The organism is Actinotignum vesiculae (assembly GCF_051267215.1).
GTDB lineage: Bacteria > Actinomycetota > Actinomycetes > Actinomycetales > Actinomycetaceae > Actinotignum > Actinotignum schaalii.
In genome coordinates, this window is sequence record NZ_JBOZGG010000003.1 from 12968 (window position 1) to 31012 (window position 18045).

Consider the following 18045-nt stretch of genomic DNA (forward strand, 5'->3'; position numbering starts at 1 on the left):
CACCGGGTACGACGACGGGGCTGCGCCGCCGGCGCAGCCCGGCTAGCTGCCACCAAGCCGATTAGCGGCGGCGTAGGCGGGCCAGGATCCTACCCACGGGGCGGAAGAGCACATCGATTTCTTCCATTTTTGCCAGCTTCATGCCACCCACGTACACGAGCACCATGACGCTTCCTCCCACGATGAGGGCCAGGAGCGCCTGGACGGGGCTCATGGGGCTGAAGACGGGGCCCACCAGGCGGGCCGCCCCGTAGCCGGCAGCGGCTGCCAGCCCGGAAATCCCCAAGAGTTTGAGATGGAAGGAAGCCAGAACTGCGCCGTCGACCCCACCCATCCGCGGTGAGAGGTGCCACAGCATCACGATGACCGCAAAAATATTGGCGAGCGAGCCCACGATACCCACCGCCCACACCACGTGCTGGGGCGGGAGTAGCGCGCAAAAAACCGTGAGCACGCAGGAAGCACCCTGGAACGGCAAGCTGATGAGGAAAGCGCCGCGGGTGTCCTCGAAGGCGTAGTAGACGCGGTCGAGTACGCTCACCGCGCCGATGCCGAAAAGCCCGAGGGCCATGGAGGCCACCACTTTCCCGAGGGTGACGGCCTGCTCCGCGCTCGAAGTAATGGCGAAGAGGCGGGAGACGGGAACCGCGAAAACCATGAGGCCGATGGCGGCCAGGAACATGATGGTGGAGACGATGCGCAGGGTGCGGGAAACGTCGCGGCGCATCCGATCCCGGTCGCCGTCCGCCGCGGCGCGCGAGATGCGGGTGAAGACCGCGGTGGCGATAGAAACCACGAAGAGCGAGGTGGGCAGGGAGTAGATCGTGTAGGCAGTGTCGTAGGCGAAATTGCCCGCCACGTACTCGGAGTTCATCCCCATGCGAATGGCCCGGTCAGAGGCCCCGGCGGCGGCATTGGAGATGAGCGCCGTCGGAATAATGGAGGTGACCATCATGAGGAGCATCCACCACGAAGCCCGGCCAGCCGCTCCCAGCCCGGAATTGCGCCACCGGAAATCGAAACGGAAATGGATGCCCAGGCGGCGCAGCGGCCAGATGAGAATAAGCGCTTGGGCGACGATCCCCAGGGTGGAAATACCGCCGAGCCAGCCCACCCGCGAGGCCGTCCAGCGCCCCGCTTCCAGGGCGTCTTCCGGGGTGGCCGAACCGAACAGAGCGAGGATGGCGAGCATCCCGAGGACCGCCACCACGTTATTGAGAGCCGGCGCCCACATATAGGGCCCGAAGTTTTCGCGGGCGTTGAGGATCTGCCCGATCACGGTGTACATGCCGTAGAAGAAAATTTGGGGCAGGCACCAGTAGGCCCAGGCCACCGTGAGGCGATACCAGTCCTCGGACATGGTGGCGGCCATGACTTTGACCACGGCGGGAGCGGCCAGGGTGATGAGCACGGTCACCGCGCCCAGGCCCACAATCGCCACGGTGAGGAGCTTGTTAATAAAGGCGGCGCCTTCTTTTTCCCCCCGTTTGGTGGCCCGCACAATGGCCGGCACCAGCACCGCGTTGACCAGGCCCCCCACAATAATCATGTAAATAAGATTGGGGAGCTTATTGGCGATCCCGAAAGCGTTGCCGGCCGGCGAGGTCAGGCCCACCACCGCGCCGAGCAGGATCGGGGAGCGCACCAGGCCGAGGATACGCGAAACGAGCGTGCCGAAGAACATAATGATGGAGGCCCGCGCGGCGCTCGCGCTTTTTTCGCTCGCGTTATTCGCGCTCGAGGTGGCGGAAGTAGCGGGCCCCGCGGAGCCGCCGGAGGTAGCGGACTCGAGGCCGGCAGCCGAGGTTTCGTGAGTGGCAGCCGCGGATTCCGCTAGATCCGGGCGGGCATCCGCGCGGTCATCGGCCACAAAATGCCGTCCGCTAGGGCGGCGCGGGGGGAAGAAACGCATGCTTCGAGCTTAGCCTTAGAATCCAGATTCGGTGGGATGCGGGTAGAAGCGCCGCATTTTCTGTACCGCGCGAATATCAGAAAGCATCCGGAAGATGGTGCGCTTGGGGTGGCGGTCCTTGCTGTAGGCGATCGGGTTGACCACCGGGCCGCGCCGCCGCACCCGCCGCACCTGCTCGGCCAGCTGCGGATCGCGCAAGTAGCGGCGCCCCGCCAGCCAGTCGGGAATAATCGCGAAAATCCCCTCGCGATTGACCCGCTGGAGCGGCGCGGTTTCCCCGGCCATATCCGCCACCAGGGCACGCGCCAGATTCACCCCGCCCACCTTGAGGTAGTAGTGCCCGCGCCCGGCGCGCGGGTTGAGATCCAACCAATAGGCCCGGCCGGTACGCGGATCAATTTTCACGTCCATGGAGAAGAAGCCGCGCAGGCCCACCTCGCGCACGATCCGTTCGGCGCGGTCGGTGAGGAACCCCTCCGGATCGGTGAGGATAATCCCAGCGTTGCCGATGAGCGAGGGCTCATGCAGCCCGAGGAGCACCCTCCCCGAGCCAATCGCGCTCAGGTGCCCGCGCGAATCGATATACCCATTGACAACCCACTGGGTGGTGTCGTCCCCCGGGATGAGTTCCTGGGCGATAAGGTCAATATCGACCTGACGGCCGGCAAGCGTGGCAAATTTCGCGCGGGCCAGCGCGGCGTCGTCGAATACCTCCACCTTTTTCAGACCCGTGGCGTACAGCGAGGTGGGGTTATCCGCGCGCGCGGGTTTGACGACGATGGGGAAAGGCAGCGTGGCGAGTGCCGCGTCCCAGGTATCGGGTTGGGAGAGATGTACGACGGCGCGCCGCGGGGCCGCCTCCCCCACCTTTTCGTACACCTGCGCCATCGCCTCTTTCGAATTCGCCACGTCCACGACGTCCGGCGCGGCGAAGGGGAAGAACCAATTGGAGGCGAGGCGGTGCCGGTTGCGCACAATAACATCCACGCCCTCATCAACATTGACCAGGCAGATGAGGCGGCGATCCGCGAACTCGGCGGCCAGGGAATTGAGCAGGGCCACGAATTTTTCTTCGTCCTCCATAATATGGCGTTCGCAGTAGCGCACCGAGAGGATAGAGGAATTATTAATATGCCCCCGCGGGTATTCGGCGACGACGAGCGAATTCACCCCGTAAGTCTCGTGGAACAGCCGCGCGAAACTATAGGCTTCCACCTCATTACCGAAGATCACCGGCAGTGCATCCATACGTGTTCTCCCTCCGCGCCCGGCCGCGGGCATGGTCATTATGCTAGCAGCGCCGCGCTAAAGTAGAAGGCAGCACTCCGCCCGCGTGAAAGGACCATCGTGACCGAAGCCGATATCCCCAGCATTGAGGTTCGTTTGCCGATTAAGCTCGGCCAGTTCGTGAAATTAGCATCGCTGGCCGCCTCGGGCGCCGAAGTCCGCGAGCTTATTGAAGCGGGCGATATTAGCGTAAACGGCCAGGTAGAAACCCGGCGCGGCAGCGCGCTGAGCGACGGCGATGTGGTTGCCCTCGCCCAGCCGCGCGGTGCCTTGCGGGTGCGGGTAGCGAGCCTCTAGTAGCTAGCCTCTAGCAGCCCACCAGTTTCTGGGCCAGGAAGCCCTCCACCTTCTCGAGCGGGATCCGGACCTGCTCCATGGTGTCGCGGTCGCGGACCGTCACCGCCTGATCTTCGAGGGTGTCGAAGTCCACGGTCACGCAGTACGGGGTGCCGATTTCGTCCTGGCGGCGGTAGCGGCGCCCGACCGCTCCTGCGTCGTCGAAATCAACATTCCACGAGGCCCGCAAGCGCGCGGCAAGATCCGCAGCCAGGGGCGTGAGCTTCTCGTTACGCGAGAGCGGAAGCACCGCGGCCTTGACGGGCGCCAGGCGCGGATCCAGGCGCAGCACGGTGCGCTTATCCACCCCGCCCTTGGTATTGGGGGCTTCATCCTCCACGTAGGCATCCACGAGGAAGGCCATGAGCGAGCGGGTCAGCCCGGCCGAGGGCTCAATCACGTAGGGAACGTAGCGTTCCCCGCTGGCCTGGTCGAAGTAGGACAGGTCCTTGCCGGAATGCTTGATATGGGTGGTGAGGTCGAAATCGGTACGGTTGGCGATGCCTTCCAGTTCGCCCCAATCCGAACCTTGGAAACCGAATTTGTACTCGATATCCACGGTGCGCTTGGAGTAGTGGGAGAGCTTTTCCTTGGGGTGTTCGTACAGGCGCAGGTGCTCCGGGTTGATGCCCAGGTCCTTGTACCAATCCAGGCGCTGATCAATCCAGTACTGGTGCCATTCTTCGTCCTCCCCCGGCTTGACGAAGAACTCCAGTTCCATCTGCTCGAATTCGCGAGTGCGGAAAATGAAGTTTCCGGGAGTGATTTCGTTGCGGAACGACTTGCCGATCTGGCCAATGCCGAAAGGCGGCTTCTTACGCGAGGTGGTTTGCACATTCGCGAAATTCACGAAAATACCCTGGGCGGTTTCCGGGCGCAGGTAGTGCAGGCCGGATTCGTCTTCCACCGGGCCGAGGGTGGTTTTCAGCATCATATTAAAATCGCGGGGCTCGGTCCATTGGCCCTTCACCCCGCAATGCGGGCAGCCCAGCTCCGCGGTGGGGATGGAATCCGGGTCGTCAATATGCTTCTTGGCGGCCAGCGCTTCCTGGAGCTGGTCCATGCGCAGGCGCTTGTGGCAGTTGAGGCATTCGATAAGCGGGTCGTTGAACACGCCGACGTGCCCGGAAGCAACCCACACTTCCCGCGGCAAAATAATGGAGGAGTCGATACCCACAACGTTATCGCGACTTTGCACCATGTAGCGCCACCACTGGCGCTTAATATTTTCTTTCAGCTCGGTTCCCAGCGGGCCGTAATCCCAGGCCGAGCGGGTACCGCCGTATATTTCCCCGGCGGGGAAGACGAAACCGCGGCGCTTGGCCAAAGAAATAACGTTATCGAGACGGGAGGGAGCAGGCTTAGCCAACGTTGTTCCTTTCTATTGCGCGCATCCGGATGATGCGTGGCCCGTCTAGTCTACCGCCGCGCCCGTTTCCGCGCGGTCCCGGCCGGTGCGGAAAACGAAAAGGAAATATGCGACGACGACGCCCAGTACCACCACTGCGGCAATTCCCCACGGGTTGCCGAAAATAGCGGCCCAGACCGCTCGCAGGGCGAGCATGCCCACCGTGGAGTAGATCGCCGCCCAGCCCAGCCAGCCGGGCAGCGCGGCCAGGGTGAAACGCCAGCCGCTCATGCGGGTGAGCCCGGCACCGATAAGAATGACGGTTTGCACCCCGATGGTGAAGAAGCAGAGAGTAACGAGGGGCCAGCCGCGCCGCGCCACTCGCTGCGAGGCCGCGATCACGCGCTCGTCATGCGCCCAGGCCCAGGCCCGGTGGGCGAGGCGGTTGCGTGGTTCGCGCTGCCGGGCTACCAGGTAGGCGGCGTAGCGGCCCAGCCAAAAGGTGGCGCTGGAACGCAAGGACACCACGAGGAAAAGGAAAAGATAGACGAAGGCGAAGGAACGCCCGGCCAGGAAAGAGAAGGAATCCATGCTTAGCGGCCCGTTCCTTCCCGGTTCCGGCTGGTTTGCTGCCCGGCGCAATCGGCGCAGACCCCGATGAGTTCAAGGGTGTGGTCCACATCCGAGAAGCCGTTGGCAGTGGCGATGGAACGCACCCAATCTTCAGCCCCTTCAAGCGCGATTTCCACGGTTTTCCCGCAGCGCCGGCACATGAGGTGATGGTGGTGTTCTTCGGTTTCGCAATAGCGGTAGAGGGTCTCGGTGCCCTCCTGCATGGTGTCAAGAATCCCTTCGTCCGCCATCGCCTGCAAGGTGCGGTACACGGTGGCCAGGCCGATGCGCTGGCCCTCCCGGGAAAGCTTTTCGTGGAGCTCCTGGGCGGAAACGAATTCCGGGATCGTCTCCACCATCTTCGAAATGGCGATCCGCTGGGCAGTTACCCGCGGTTTAGACGCGTTCATGAACCCTCCTGTGGTTGCGCCGTACCAGTGTGGACATGATTGCCACAACTGCGTACCCGGCAATGAGAATCACCGCGATCATAGCCCCGGGAGAGGCAGAAACATAGCGGGTAATGACCAATCCGACAAGTGCGGCCCCGCATCCGAGCCCCATGGCCAGGCGCTGGGTGTGCGCCAGGGAGGAGCACACCAACTGGGCGGTGGCCACCGGCACGATCATCATGGCCGAGACCAACAGAATTCCCACCACCCGCATGGAAACCGCCACCGTGAGGGCGGCCGTGACCGCGATGAGGATATTAAAAGCACGTACCGGCAGGCCCGAGGCCCGCGCGAAGTCTTCATCATTGGTCACGGAAAAGAGTGGGCCGCGCAGCCCGATACCCACCGCGAGGATGACCACGGTGAGGGCTACGGTGTACCACACGTCCTGCCCCGTGACCGTGGTAACCGAGCCAAAGAGGTAGTAGTTGAGGTTCGCCGTCGTACCACCCGCGAGGGAAATCAGCAGTACCCCGCACGCAATACCGCCGTAAAACAAAATCGCGAGCGCGGTATCTCCCGAGGTGATCCCCGAGGAGCGCACCCATTCGATAATGAGCGCGCCGAGCACCGCAATAATGAGGGCGCCGGGTACCGCGAAACGTTCGGGTTGCCCGTGCAACCAGGTGCCGGTCAGCCAGCCGAGCGCCACCCCGGTGAGGGCCACGTGGCCGATGCCGTCGCCCATGAGGGCCATGCCGCGCTGGACGAGGTAGCTGCCCACGATTGGTGCGGCCAGCCCCACGAGCACCGCCACCAGCAGCGAGCGCATCATGAGGGGCGAGGAAAGAATATCTGCGATCATTGCGCCACTCCCCCGTGCACGTAGCCATCGGATACCTGAATATCGCGGCCTACCAGGTGGGCGAGTTCCCCGCGTTCGTGGAGCACCATGACGAGGGTGAGGCCCGAGCCGTGCAGGCGGGTGAGGATCTCGGCGAGGTCGGTGCGGGCGCGGGCATCGATGCCGGCCAGCGGTTCGTCGAGCACCAGCAGATCGGGGCGGCGCACCAGCGCGCGGGCAATCATGACACGGTGCTGCTGCCCGCCGGAAAAGACCCGCACCGGGTCCTGGGCGCGGCTTTCCAAACCCACCGCCGCGAGGGCCTCGTAGGCGGCGGCGCGGGCCGCTTTCCCTTTATCCGCGAAGAGGCGGCGCCCGGAAAGTAATCCGGAGCGCACCACTTCCAGGGCGGTGGCGGGCAGGTTGCCGGCATGCACCATCGACTGGGGCACGTAGCCCACCCGGTGCCAGGGCACCTGGCGGGGGTGCGCCGTATCCGCCCCGAATATCTGCGCGGTCCCGGTATGGGGTACGACGCCGAGAAGCCCTTTGACAAGGGTGGATTTGCCCGAGCCATTGGGCCCGAAAATCCCCACTGATTCCCCGGCTGCGATCTCCAGGTGGGCCGAATGCACGATTTCGCGCCCGCCCAGGGTAATGCACAGATCGCGGGCGAAGAGGGCCGGGGCCGGGCTTACTGGCACTGCAATCCCTCACGCAGGTGGGCGAGGTTGCTGTCCATAATGGCCAGGTAGCCCGCGCCCTCCGGATCGGCTTCCGCGGTGCTCAGCGAGGAGAGCTGCGCGCCGGTTTCCGAGGCGATGGCCTCCGCGGTTTTCGTCGGGCTATTGGCTTCCGCGAAGATGGTGCGGGTCCCAGTTTCCGCCATAATGCGTTTTACTTCGGAAATATCGAGTGGGGAGGGATCTTGATCCGGGTCAATGCCGGCGATCCCCACCTGGACGAGGTTGTAGCGGTCGGTCAGGTAGCCGAAGGCCGCGTGGGAGGAGACCACCGTGGTGGTGGCGCACTGGGCCAGGCCGGTGGCGTAGCGCGAATTCAGATCGGTGAGCTCTTGCTTGAGGCGCGCGAAATTCGCCTCGAAATCACCGCGGTGTTCCGGATCCATAGAGGAGAGCGACGCCGTGATCGCTTCGGCTACATCCTGCATGCGCACCGGGTCGAGCCAGAAATGCGGGTCGAGGACGCGCCCGGCTTCGGTGGCTTCATCCCCGTGATTATCGGCCAGGCCGCGGTGGTGGACCAGCTTCGCGGCATCGGCCAGGTTCACGGCGTTACCGGCCCCGATGGTGGAAATAGCCGCGTCGAGGGAGGGCTGGAATCCGGAGACGTAGAAGATAACATCCGTGCTTTCCAGCTCCGCGACCTGCTTAGGGGAAAACTCGTAATCGTGGGGTTCCACATTGGTGGGGGTGGCGGAGGTGACCGTCACGTAGTCCCCGCCGATCTGTTCGGCAAGCCACCGGATCGGGGTGAAGGATGCCGTCACGCCAATGCGCGCGGCATCCGCGCTTGATGCGGCTGCGGAGCTTGAAGCACTATCCGCGGGTGAGGTTGAGGAGGGCTGGCACCCGGCCAGCAGGGCGGTGGATCCTAGCAGCGCCGTGCAGCTCAGCAGCGCCACCATACGAGTCAAAGTTTTCTTCACCCGCCCAGTCTACCCAACGCGCCCGACCGTGCGGCGTGGCGGCCCGCGCCAGTAGCGCGTAGCCGCGCCGTCGCCGCCCCATAGCTACCGTGCCTACCGGCCGCGCCGGTGGCGCGTAGTCGCTGCGCCCCGCCTCGCAACGCCGTCGCGCCGCTACGACACCACGCAGTTGCGCCCGAGGAGCACCTTGAGATCGGAGAAGAAACGCGCTTCGGGTTTGACGTAAAACTCCTGGCCCACCTGCACCACCGAGGTGCGCCCGGGGCGCTGGATATGGAGACGCACCGGGGCGCTACCCGGGTAGGTGCGCAGCAAATCGCTCAGCTGCCCGAGCAGATCGCGAGTGCAGATACGTTCAGCCAGCTGCACATCTACGGGAGAATCCGGGAGCAGGTCACCGCTCGGGATTTTCATATCCTGGGCGGAGAGCTGAATATTGCCATCCCGATCCGAGACGCGCGCGGTAATAATCGCCACCTGGTCCGGGGCGAGCAGCCCGGCCACGGTCTGATAGGTAGCCGGGAAGAAGTTAATTTCGGTACTGCCCGTCATATCTTCCAGGACGATCGTCGCCCACATCTTCCCGTTTTTCTTGGAGATGCGCGGTTGGACAGCTGTGACGAGTCCGGCCAATGTCACAGTCCGCCCGTCCGTTGCGGCGTCGTCGTCCAAAAGACGTACCACCGTGGTATCTGCCGCACGGTCCAAAATATGCTCCATGCCCGAAAGCGGATGGTCGGACACATACAGGCCGAGCATATCGCGCTCGAGGTTGAGCTTTTCGCGTTTATCCCATTCGGGAAGCTCGGGGATATCGACTTCCACCCCGCCGGCGATTTCCGAACCACCGAACAAATCGAATTGCCCCACCGCTTCATTTTTCTTTAGGGCGACGACGGCATCTACTGCCTCGGCGACTTTGGAGAGCAAGGCGCGGCGGGTATAGCCCATCGAGTCGAAAGCCCCGGCACGCACGAGGCATTCCACGCTGCGCTTATTGAGGACCTCGAGGGGGACCTTGTCGAGGAAGTCCTGGAAGGAGGTGAAAGCGCCCTTCTCTTCGCGGGCGCTAATAATGCCGTCCACGACTTTCGCGCCCACGTTACGCACCGCGGAGAGGCCGAAGCGGATCTCCTCCCCCACGGCGGAGAAATTCGCCAGGGATTCGTTGACGTCGGGCACCAAAACCTTGATGCCCATGCGGCGGGCTTCCCCGAGGTAGACCGCCATTTTGTCTTTATTGTCTTTGCGGGAGGTGAGGAGGGCCGCCATGTATTCCACCGGGTAGTGGGCTTTCAGGTAGGCCGTCCAGTAGGAAATCACGCCGTAGCAGGCCGAATGGGATTTATTGAACGCGTAGGACGCGAAGGGCTCCATGGTGCCCCACAGGGTTTTCACCGCGTCCTTGCTAAAGCCCTGGGCCACCATCCCGGCTTCGAAATCGACGTACATCTTGTCCATGACGTCTTTTTTCTTCTTGCCCATGGCTTTACGCAGCGAATCTGCCTGGCCCATCGTGAAACCGGCCACCGTGCGGGCGATCTGCATGATCTGTTCCTGATAGACGATCAGGCCGTAGGTGGGGGCCAGAATCGGCTCGAGGATCTCCTCCAGCTCAGGGTGGATCGCCTCGATTTTCTGCAGCCCGTTCTTACGCAGCGCGTAATTAGTGTGGGAATTCATCCCCATGGGGCCGGGGCGATAGAGCGCCGAAACGGCGGAAATATCCTCGAAGTTGGTGGGTTTCATCTGCTTGAGCAGGGTACGCATCCCCGACCCATCCAGCTGGAAAATACCGAGGGTATCGGCGTGCTGGAGCAACTCGAAGGTGCGCTCATCGTCAAGGGGAACATTATCAATATCGAGCGGCTCTTTATTATTCGCCACGATATTTTCCAGGGCGTCCTCAATGGTGGTGAGGTTGGAGAGCCCCAGGAAGTCCATTTTGAGGATGCCGAGGTCCTCGCATTCGGGGTATTCGAATTGGGTGATAACCGCGCCGTCGGCCGGGCGTTTCATCACCGGGATCACGTCCGTGAGGGGCACGGAGGACATGAGGATAGCGCAGGCGTGCACGCCCCACTGGCGGGTGAGGCCTTCAATACCCTGGGCCAGGTCGAAAACGCGTTTGGCATCCACGTCGGTGGAAACCATATCGCGGAATTCCCCGGCTTCCATATAGCGGGAATTCTTTTCATCGAAAACGCCGGAAAGCGGGATGTCTTTGCCCATGACCGAGGGCGGGAGGGCCTTCGTGAGGCGTTCGCCCATTTCGAAGGGGTAGCCGAGCACCCGGGAAGCATCCTTGAGGGCCTGCTTCGTCTTAATGGTGCCGAACGTGACCACCTGGGAGACTTTGTCATGCCCGTATTTATCTTCCACGTAGGCGATGACTTCCCCGCGGCGGCGTTCATCAAAGTCCACGTCAATATCGGGCATGGACACGCGTTCCGGGTTAAGGAAACGTTCGAAGAGGAGGCCGTGCTCGATAGGGTCAAGTTCGGTGATATGCAGCGCGTAGGCCACCATGGAACCGGCTCCGGAGCCACGCCCCGGCCCGACCCGGATACCGTTACGTTTGGCCCACAGGATGTAATCGGATACCACGAGGAAGTAGCCGGGGAAGCCCATCTGGACAATAACTTCCACCTCGTAATTGGCGCGCTGGCGCACGTGATCGGGAATATGCTCCCCGTAGCGCGAATGCAGGCCGCGTTCCACTTCCTTAATGAACCAGGAGGTGATGTCCTCCCCATCGGGCACCGGGAAGACCGGCATGTAATTGGCGCCTTCGGCGGCGGTGGTGAAGGAGATATTGCAGCGTTCGGCCACCAGCAGGGTGTTTTCCATGGCCCCGGGCAGGTCCCCGAAGAGCTTGTACATTTCTTCGGTGGAGCGCAGGTGGTAGCCATGCCCGTCGAATTTGAAACGGTTGGGGTCCTGGAGGGTGGAGCCGGAGTTAATGCAGAGCATGGCGTCCTGGACGGAATGGTCCTCCGCGCGCACGTAATGCGAATCATTGGTGGCCAGCAGCGGCGCATTGATTTTCTTGGCGAGGTCAAGCAGGTCATTGCGGGTGCGTCGCTCGATCTCATTATCGTGGTCCATGATTTCCACGAAGTAGTTCTCTTTGCCGAAGATTTCCTGCATGCGCCCGGCGGCCTCGAGCGCTTCGGCGTGCTGGCCCAGGCGCAACCGGGTTTGCACCTCCCCGGAGGGGCAGCCGGCGGTGCCGATAAGGCCTTCGTGCAGCTCCTCAAGAAGCTCGATATCCATGCGGGGCCATTTGCCCATCTGGCCTTCCAGGGAGGCGCGCGAATCGAGCCGGAAGAGGTTATGCATCCCGGTGTTATTGGTGGCGAGCAAAGTCATATGGGTATAGGCCCCGCGCGCCGAGACGTCATCGCTGCGCTGTGATTCATCTCCCCACAGCACCCGGTTGCTCGAGTACCGCGAGGTCCCCGGGGTCATATAGGCTTCCACCCCGATAATCGGTTTGATGCCGGCATCCTTGCAGGCCCGGTAAAACTCGTAAGCACCGAAGCAGTAGCCGTGGTCGGTGATGGCCAGGGCGCTTTGCTTTTGGGCGACGGCCTGCGCCACCAGCGGCTTGATTTTCGCCGCCCCGTCCAGCAGGGAGTATTCGGTATGGGTGTGGAGGTGAACGAAATCTGAGGGAGCGGCCATGGGGCCTAGTCTATCCAGCGCTCACTACCCGCGCCATTTCCCGGTGCCAGATGCGCGCGTCCGAGAAGGGTGCGCGGGCCGTGAGTTCGTAGCCGAGGGCCCGGTAGAAGCCGATTTTGTCCTCCTGGGCGTCGAGGACGATCCGCACCTGCCCGGCGTGTCCAAATTCGCGCAGCGCTACCTGAGCGGCCGCCTCGCACAGGAAGCGCCCTACGCCTAGCCCGCGCGCGGCACTGGTCACGCACACCCGCCCCAGGTGTACGACGCCTTCGGTGGTTGCGTAGACCCGCGCGGCACCTAATGCTTCACCAGCATTATTTTCGACGACGACGTGGTGGGCGCGTTCGTCAATATCGTCAAGTTCTTCCTCAAGCTCCACGCCCTGTTCCCCGCAGAAAACCTCGATACGGAGGGCGCGGGCCCGCTCCAGGTCTCCCTCGAGCCAGCGCAGCTGGGTGGCGCCGCGTTGCGGCACGGTGGTATCTGGCGCGGCGGGCGGCGCGGTGGCGGGTTGCGGCGCACCGTGCAGCGGTGCGCCGTATGGCGGGGTGGTGGGTCGCGGCGCGCCGTGCAGCGGTGCGCCGTCGTGCGCCGCCGTCATGAAAAAACTCCTTTACGCATGCGCTCAAGAGCGGTGGCGAGGTCCTCCGGGTAGGGTGCCTCGAATTCGCGCCAGCTGCCGTCCGGGTGTTCGAAGCCGAGGCGGGTGGCGTGCAACCACTGGCGGGTGAGCCCCAGGGTTTCGCTCAGGCCCGGGTCGGCCCCGTAGGTAGCGTCCCCCACGCAGGGGTGGCCGAGGGCGGACATATGCACCCGGATCTGGTGGGTGCGCCCGGTTTCCAGGTGGACCTGAAGGAGGCTGCCGCCGGCCATGGCTTCGAGGGTGTCGTAGTGGGTGATGGAATGGCGCCCGTCCGCCCGCACCCCCATTTTCCACTGGTGGCGTGGATCGCGCCCGATGGGGGCGTCCACGGTGCCGGAGAGCGGGTCGGGATGCCCCTGCACGAGGGCGTGATAGATCTTTTCGGGAACGCGGTTGCGGAACTCATCCTTGAGTAGCACGTAAGCGCGTTCTGATTTCGCCACCACCATGCACCCGGAGGTGCCCACGTCCAGGCGGTGCACAATGCCCTTGCGTTCGGCCGGTCCGTAAGCGGAGAGCTGCACCCCGGCGTTCATGAGGGCGCCCAGCACGTCCGGGCCGGTGAAATTGAGGGAGGGATGGGCCGCCAGGCCGGCCGGTTTATCCACCACCACCAGATCGGCATCTTCGTAGAGGATGGGGATGGTGACATCTCCCCCGCGCGGGGCAACGGTGCGCGGGGTAGGAATATTGATTTCCAGGATGCTCGGCGCGCGCAGCCGGAGGGATTTCGCTACCGGGCTGCCGTCCAGGAGGACATCCCCGGCATCGATGAGGCGTTGTACTTCCGCGCGGGAGAGGCCGGTCAGACGCGCGATGGCCGCGTCGATACGAGCCTCGTTAAATTCTTCCGTGACCGGGTAGGTCCGCCACATGTTACTCGCCTCGCTCCGGCTTTCCGGGTGCGGGCACGGAGCCTGATGTGGATACGGAGCCGGAGTCCGCGCTGGCCCGAGCTGCGCCGTCGTTCATAAAGAACGCGACAGCGATCATGATCACGGCCCCGGCCACGAGTGCAATATCGGCCACGTTTCCCACGAACCAGTCGAAGTAGGCGATGAAATCGACCACGTGCCCGGCGAAACCGCCTGGCTCGAAGAAGATCCGGTCGATGAGATTGCCGGCCGCGCCACCCCACATGAGGGCCAGGCCCACGCCGATCCAGCGGTGCCGTACCCGTGCCGCGAGGACGGGGAAAACCGCGAGCACCACGACAAGCGCGATGGCGGTAATGACGCGGGTGGAATTTGCCCCCAGTGAGAATGCTGCACCCGGGTTGAAGACCAGGTGCAGCCCGAGGGCATCCCCGACAATGGCGATGCGCTCCGTTTGGCTGAGGTTAGCGATGGCCCACTGCTTCGTGAGTTGGTCGATGGCCACCACGGCCAGCGCCCCCACGAGGATGAGGAACCACGAGGTGCTTCGCCTCACCATACGCACTAGTTACGAGCTTCGGGTTCCTGCGCGCCAGAATCGACGTTGGCGAGCAGCGTCTCCAGGTAGCTGTGCAGGCGCGTGCGGTAGTCACGCTCGAAGTCACGCAGCTCGGAGATCTTGCGCTCCACCAGGCCGCGTTCCTGCTCCAGCTGAGCCAGGGTGCGGTTGGACTGGGCTTCGGCATCCTCGATGATCTTGGCGCTGCGGGTTTCCGCATCCTGGATCTTCTGGGCCTTCTCGGTTTCACCGCGGGCCACGAGTTCTTCGTAGGTCTGCTGCGCCATCTGAAGCACGGCGGCGGCCTGTTCCCCAACGGTGCCGGTGGGCTGAGCGAAGGACGCGGTGGTTGTGGCCTGGTCCGGCGCTGCGGGTTCTTCACCCGAACCGTTCTGGAGTTCGGTCACGCGCGCTTCGGCGACGGTGGCGCGATTCTCCGCTTCCTGGAGCTGCTTCGACAAATCGACGATGGTTTCGTAGATCGCGTCAAGGAATTCATCGACCTGTACCTCGTCGTAACCGGTCTCCGCGGTTTCCGGGCGCTTAAAGCGGACATCCATGACATCCTGTGCCGTGAGCATTGCCATTTCTCACCTCAAGTAGTGTAACGAAACTGTGTTAAGAGCACGCGGCTGTGTTATGAGCACACGGCTCTCGGATAAAGCCTACCTCATCTGGGCGAACTACGAGACAAAGATACGTAAAATTATCCCATTGAGGATTTGAAGCACGATAAAAACAACGATGAAACCGATGTCAATCGCGATGCCTCCCAACCGCAGGGGCGGGATGATTTTGCGCACCAGATTGAGAATCGGGTCCGTGAGTGCGTAGACGACATTAACGATAACGAGAAGGGCGCCACTAGGGCGCCAATCACGCGCCGCAATGGTCACCAGATCAATAATCACCCGCGCGAGCAGCACCAAAAGATAGATGCTGATGAGGGTGGAAAGAATGATTCCAAGTACTGCCATTAGAACGAATCACGCGACTCCGGGCGCTGGTTTTCCATGCGGACGGTGCGCGGGGTCATGAGCAGGACATCCGCGGAAATCTTATTGAGATCCCCGTGCAGTCCGAAGCAGATCCCGGTGGCGAAATCGACAATGCGATTGCGCGCAACGTCGTCAGCTTCCGCCAGGTTGATAATGACGGGCAGGCCGTCGCGGAATTGTTCGGCGAAGCCCCGCACCTCGGTGAAGGAACGCGGCTTAGCGGTGATGATACGGGCGATATCCACGGGCTGCTCCACAGCGTGAATTTCGCTGACGGGGCTTTCCGCTTCGGCCTCGTAATCATCTTCGTAGTAATCGGCGTCGTCCTGGTAATCCAGGTACTCGTCGTCGTTAAGCGTTGCCTTGGAGACAAAACGCTGGAACATTCCCATAGCAGCCAACCCTTCTCGCTGTTCTCGTTTTACGTTAGGCGACGCGCCCGGCCTTGTCAGCACGGCGCGCCGCGGGAGCGTTGCCGGCAGTTTCGATGCACGGCGCTTCGGTACCCACCGGCACCGTGTCCGTTAGTGCCGTTCCCACAAGCTCAGTGCCCACCGGCGCCGTGCCCGCAGGCCGCGGAGTGACGTCCACCGCGAGCACGCCGGCGAAGCGGCCGGTGCGCGATGCACGTCGGTAAGAATAAAAATCTGGATCTTCGCGGGTGCACTGAGGACTGACGTGGATCTCAGACACGCCGACGGCGCGCAGCTGGGCGGTGAGCCCGGCCGCGATATCGAGGGAGGGCGTGCCCCAGGCGGTGCGCCCGGCAGCCTCGGGGATGCGCGCGGAAACGCTATCCCGGAGTTCCTCGGGCACTTCGTAGCAGCGCCCGCAGATGGACGGGCCAAGGTAGGCGATGAGGTGCTCCGGCCCGAGGGCGCGCGCCGCGGCCGGCCCGATACCGGCCTCCAAACCGCGCCGGCCCACATGGACGGCTGCCCCGGCGGGACGATCCTGCGCCACCAGGAGCAGCGGGAGGCAATCGGCCACCATGACCACCGCGGCCGCGCCCCTCGGTACAGGTGCGGCGCCCGAGCTAAGCGGGATGTCAATGAGGAGGCCGTCGGTGCCGGGGGCCACGAAGGTGCCGGCGGAAGTCAGAACGCCGGCATCTTCAAGGTGGTCCCCGTGCACCTGGTCCATATAGACGGGGCGCTGCCCGATTTGCTCTGCGAGCATAGCTCGGTTGTGCTCCACGGCGGCGGGGTCATCCCCGACGTGGTGGGCCACATTGAGGCTCGCAAAAGGAGCGCGGGATACCCCACCGGCGCGGGATGTGAATCCCGCCCGGATGCGGCCACCGGGCACGGAGATATCCGCCACCCACTCCACCAGAGCGCTACGAGTCATTGATGCCTGAGTTTCCTATGCCCTATGTTTCCCTGAGTTTTCGAGCTTTCCGGGGTTTCCCGCAGTTTCCCTAGTTTCCGCGATTTCCCCTAGTTTTCCTCGAAGAGGAAGGAGGGGATATCCAGATCGGAGCGCTGGGGTTCTTCCACCCGCGGCGGGATGGCGCGGTGGGTTCCCGGGCGCTGTGCAGCCGGCTGCGCTTCAGGCTGAGCCGACGCATAGGTGGGGGTGGCCACCGGATGAGCCGGGCTCGCCACAGCTTCAACTTCCGGTTCGGGTTCCACGGGGGCCAGGTCCTCAATAGGCTCCACGGTATCGTGCCCGGCAGGCACGCCATCCATCTGCAGCAGGTGGTCGCGCGCCTCATCGAAGCCCGCGGCAATCACCGTCACGCGCACCTCGTCGCCGAGGGATTCGTCGATAATCTGGCCAACGATAATATTCGCGTTCGGATCGACCGCTTCCTTGACCATCTTGGAGGCGGAGGCGAGCTCCTTCATGCCGAAGTCCGCGCCGGCCAGGAAGGAAATAAGTACGCCGTGTGCGCCGTCGATGGAGGCTTCCAGCAGCGGGGAGGAGATGGCGCTTTCGGTGGCGCGCACCGCCCGATCTTCCCCGGAGGCCGAACCGATACCCATGAGGGCGGTGCCCGCGTCCTTCATAATGGCCTTGACATCCGCGAAGTCGAGGTTGACCAGGCCCGGAATGGTAATAAGATCCGAAATTCCCTTAACGCCCGAGCGCAGCACTTCATCGGCGAGGTGGTAGGCCTCAATAATGGTGAGATCTTCTTCGGCGATCTCCAGCAGGCGATCATTGGGGATAACAATGAGGGTATCCACCGCTTGACGCAGTTCCGCGATACCCATGGAGGCGTTATTGGCGCGCTGGGCGCCTTCAAATTCAAAGGGGCGGGTCACGACGCCGACAGTCAGCGCTCCCAGATCCCGAGCCACCTTGGCAACCACGGGGGCGGCACCGGTGCCGGTCCCTCCGCCTTCACCAGCAGTGACGAACACCATATCCGCGCCTTCGAGGGCACTTTGGATAACTTCCACGTTTTCTTCCGCGGCGCGCTTACCCACCGAGGGATCCGCGCCCGCACCCAGGCCCTTAGAAACCTCGCGGCCAATATCGAGTTTGGTTTCCGCTTCGGATTTCACCAGGGACTGCCCGTCGGTGTTAACGGCAATAAATTCCACACCGGCAAGTCCGTCTTGAATCATGCGGTCAACAGCGTTGACACCGCCCCCGCCGACCCCGATGACTTTGATATTGGCGGCGTTATTGACTACGGCCATGAGTTTTCCTCCCGAACCTCAAGTAAAACTTGAGGTTTTTCGTTCCTGACTTCGCGGAAAAGATAGTAGGTGAATGACAACGGTGCAATTCCCCGCGCTGGTGTGTTGCGAAGTGATCTGCGCCGCCGGGTCGAAATCGGGTGGAACGATGCCGCAGTGGGGCGTAACGGTGCGCGAATCGAGTGGAACGGTGCGATGGCCCCGTGGAACGGTGCGGTAGCCGGGTGGTTCA

General features: G+C 63.1%; 19 protein-coding genes. 2 read left to right on the top strand and 17 right to left on the bottom strand.

Going from position 1 to position 18045, the window contains the following annotated elements:
* Nucleotides 1–61: 61 nt before the first annotated feature.
* Entirely contained in the window at nucleotides 62–1912 is a 1851-nt protein-coding gene (gene murJ, locus ACRQHG_RS02360) for a murein biosynthesis integral membrane protein MurJ (protein WP_435718980.1), read from the bottom strand.
* Between the two features lie 15 nt (nucleotides 1913–1927).
* Nucleotides 1928–3160 (bottom strand): carboxylate--amine ligase, encoded by a 1233-nt coding sequence (locus tag ACRQHG_RS02365; RefSeq protein WP_435718981.1) that lies wholly within the window; start codon nucleotides 3158–3160, stop codon nucleotides 1928–1930.
* A 99-nt stretch (nucleotides 3161–3259) separates the two neighbouring features.
* On the opposite strand from ACRQHG_RS02365, the gene ACRQHG_RS02370 reads away from it, so the two are divergent.
* Nucleotides 3260–3496: an RNA-binding S4 domain-containing protein gene (locus tag ACRQHG_RS02370; protein ID WP_435718982.1), complete on the top strand. Its 237-nt coding sequence runs from the start codon at nucleotides 3260–3262 to the stop codon at nucleotides 3494–3496.
* A gap of 10 nt (nucleotides 3497–3506) precedes the next feature.
* Here ACRQHG_RS02370 and ACRQHG_RS02375 read toward each other — a convergent pair whose 3' ends face one another.
* The 15 genes from ACRQHG_RS02375 to ftsZ form a co-directional block, all read right to left on the bottom strand.
* On the bottom strand, nucleotides 3507–4904 hold the full coding sequence (locus ACRQHG_RS02375) for a glycine--tRNA ligase (RefSeq protein WP_087070930.1): 1398 nt from the start codon (nucleotides 4902–4904) through the stop codon (nucleotides 3507–3509).
* Between the two features lie 45 nt (nucleotides 4905–4949).
* On the bottom strand, nucleotides 4950–5474 hold the full coding sequence (locus tag ACRQHG_RS02380) for a VTT domain-containing protein (RefSeq protein ID WP_035276647.1): 525 nt from the start codon (nucleotides 5472–5474) through the stop codon (nucleotides 4950–4952).
* Nucleotides 5475–5476: 2 nt separating this feature from the next.
* A complete protein-coding gene (locus tag ACRQHG_RS02385) occupies nucleotides 5477–5905 on the bottom strand; it encodes a Fur family transcriptional regulator (RefSeq protein ID WP_435718983.1) in 429 nt (142 codons plus the stop codon).
* Nucleotides 5892–6752, bottom strand: a complete 861-nt coding sequence (locus ACRQHG_RS02390; RefSeq protein ID WP_087070932.1) for a metal ABC transporter permease — start codon at nucleotides 6750–6752, stop codon at nucleotides 5892–5894. Before ACRQHG_RS02390 ends, ACRQHG_RS02385 begins: the two co-directional genes overlap by 14 nt.
* Complete coding sequence (locus ACRQHG_RS02395; protein WP_435718984.1) at nucleotides 6749–7435, bottom strand: metal ABC transporter ATP-binding protein; 687 nt, start codon at nucleotides 7433–7435, stop codon at nucleotides 6749–6751. Before ACRQHG_RS02395 ends, ACRQHG_RS02390 begins: the two co-directional genes overlap by 4 nt.
* Nucleotides 7426–8400 (bottom strand): metal ABC transporter substrate-binding protein, encoded by a 975-nt coding sequence (locus ACRQHG_RS02400; protein WP_435718985.1) that lies wholly within the window; start codon nucleotides 8398–8400, stop codon nucleotides 7426–7428. Before ACRQHG_RS02400 ends, ACRQHG_RS02395 begins: the two co-directional genes overlap by 10 nt.
* Nucleotides 8401–8553: 153 nt before the next feature.
* Nucleotides 8554–12087: a DNA polymerase III subunit alpha gene (gene dnaE / locus ACRQHG_RS02405; protein ID WP_435718986.1), complete on the bottom strand. Its 3534-nt coding sequence runs from the start codon at nucleotides 12085–12087 to the stop codon at nucleotides 8554–8556.
* A 10-nt stretch (nucleotides 12088–12097) separates the two neighbouring features.
* Nucleotides 12098–12688, bottom strand: coding sequence for a GNAT family N-acetyltransferase (locus tag ACRQHG_RS02410; protein WP_435718987.1), 591 nt, complete (start codon nucleotides 12686–12688; stop codon nucleotides 12098–12100).
* Nucleotides 12685–13605, bottom strand: a complete 921-nt coding sequence (locus ACRQHG_RS02415; RefSeq protein WP_435718988.1) for an RluA family pseudouridine synthase — start codon at nucleotides 13603–13605, stop codon at nucleotides 12685–12687. The genes ACRQHG_RS02410 and ACRQHG_RS02415 overlap by 4 nt, the downstream gene beginning before the upstream one ends.
* Nucleotide 13606: 1 nt before the next feature.
* On the bottom strand, nucleotides 13607–14164 hold the full coding sequence (gene lspA / locus ACRQHG_RS02420; protein WP_435718989.1) for a signal peptidase II: 558 nt from the start codon (nucleotides 14162–14164) through the stop codon (nucleotides 13607–13609).
* Nucleotides 14165–14169: 5 nt separating this feature from the next.
* Nucleotides 14170–14751, bottom strand: a complete 582-nt coding sequence (locus ACRQHG_RS02425) for a DivIVA domain-containing protein (RefSeq protein WP_016442554.1) — start codon at nucleotides 14749–14751, stop codon at nucleotides 14170–14172.
* A 96-nt stretch (nucleotides 14752–14847) separates the two neighbouring features.
* Nucleotides 14848–15141: a YggT family protein gene (locus tag ACRQHG_RS02430; RefSeq protein WP_435718991.1), complete on the bottom strand. Its 294-nt coding sequence runs from the start codon at nucleotides 15139–15141 to the stop codon at nucleotides 14848–14850.
* A complete protein-coding gene (locus ACRQHG_RS02435; RefSeq protein ID WP_284889610.1) occupies nucleotides 15141–15548 on the bottom strand; it encodes a cell division protein SepF in 408 nt (135 codons plus the stop codon). Before ACRQHG_RS02435 ends, ACRQHG_RS02430 begins: the two co-directional genes overlap by 1 nt.
* Before the next feature lie 40 nt (nucleotides 15549–15588).
* On the bottom strand, nucleotides 15589–16512 hold the full coding sequence (locus ACRQHG_RS02440) for a purine nucleoside phosphorylase YfiH/LACC1 family protein (protein ID WP_435719390.1): 924 nt from the start codon (nucleotides 16510–16512) through the stop codon (nucleotides 15589–15591).
* Nucleotides 16513–16601: 89 nt separating this feature from the next.
* Nucleotides 16602–17813: a cell division protein FtsZ gene (gene ftsZ / locus ACRQHG_RS02445; RefSeq protein WP_026428586.1), complete on the bottom strand. Its 1212-nt coding sequence runs from the start codon at nucleotides 17811–17813 to the stop codon at nucleotides 16602–16604.
* Between the two features lie 73 nt (nucleotides 17814–17886).
* Here ftsZ and ACRQHG_RS02450 point away from each other — a divergent pair, with 73 nt between their 5' ends.
* Nucleotides 17887–18033: a hypothetical protein gene (locus ACRQHG_RS02450; protein ID WP_435719391.1), complete on the top strand. Its 147-nt coding sequence runs from the start codon at nucleotides 17887–17889 to the stop codon at nucleotides 18031–18033.
* Nucleotides 18034–18045 lie beyond the last annotated feature (12 nt).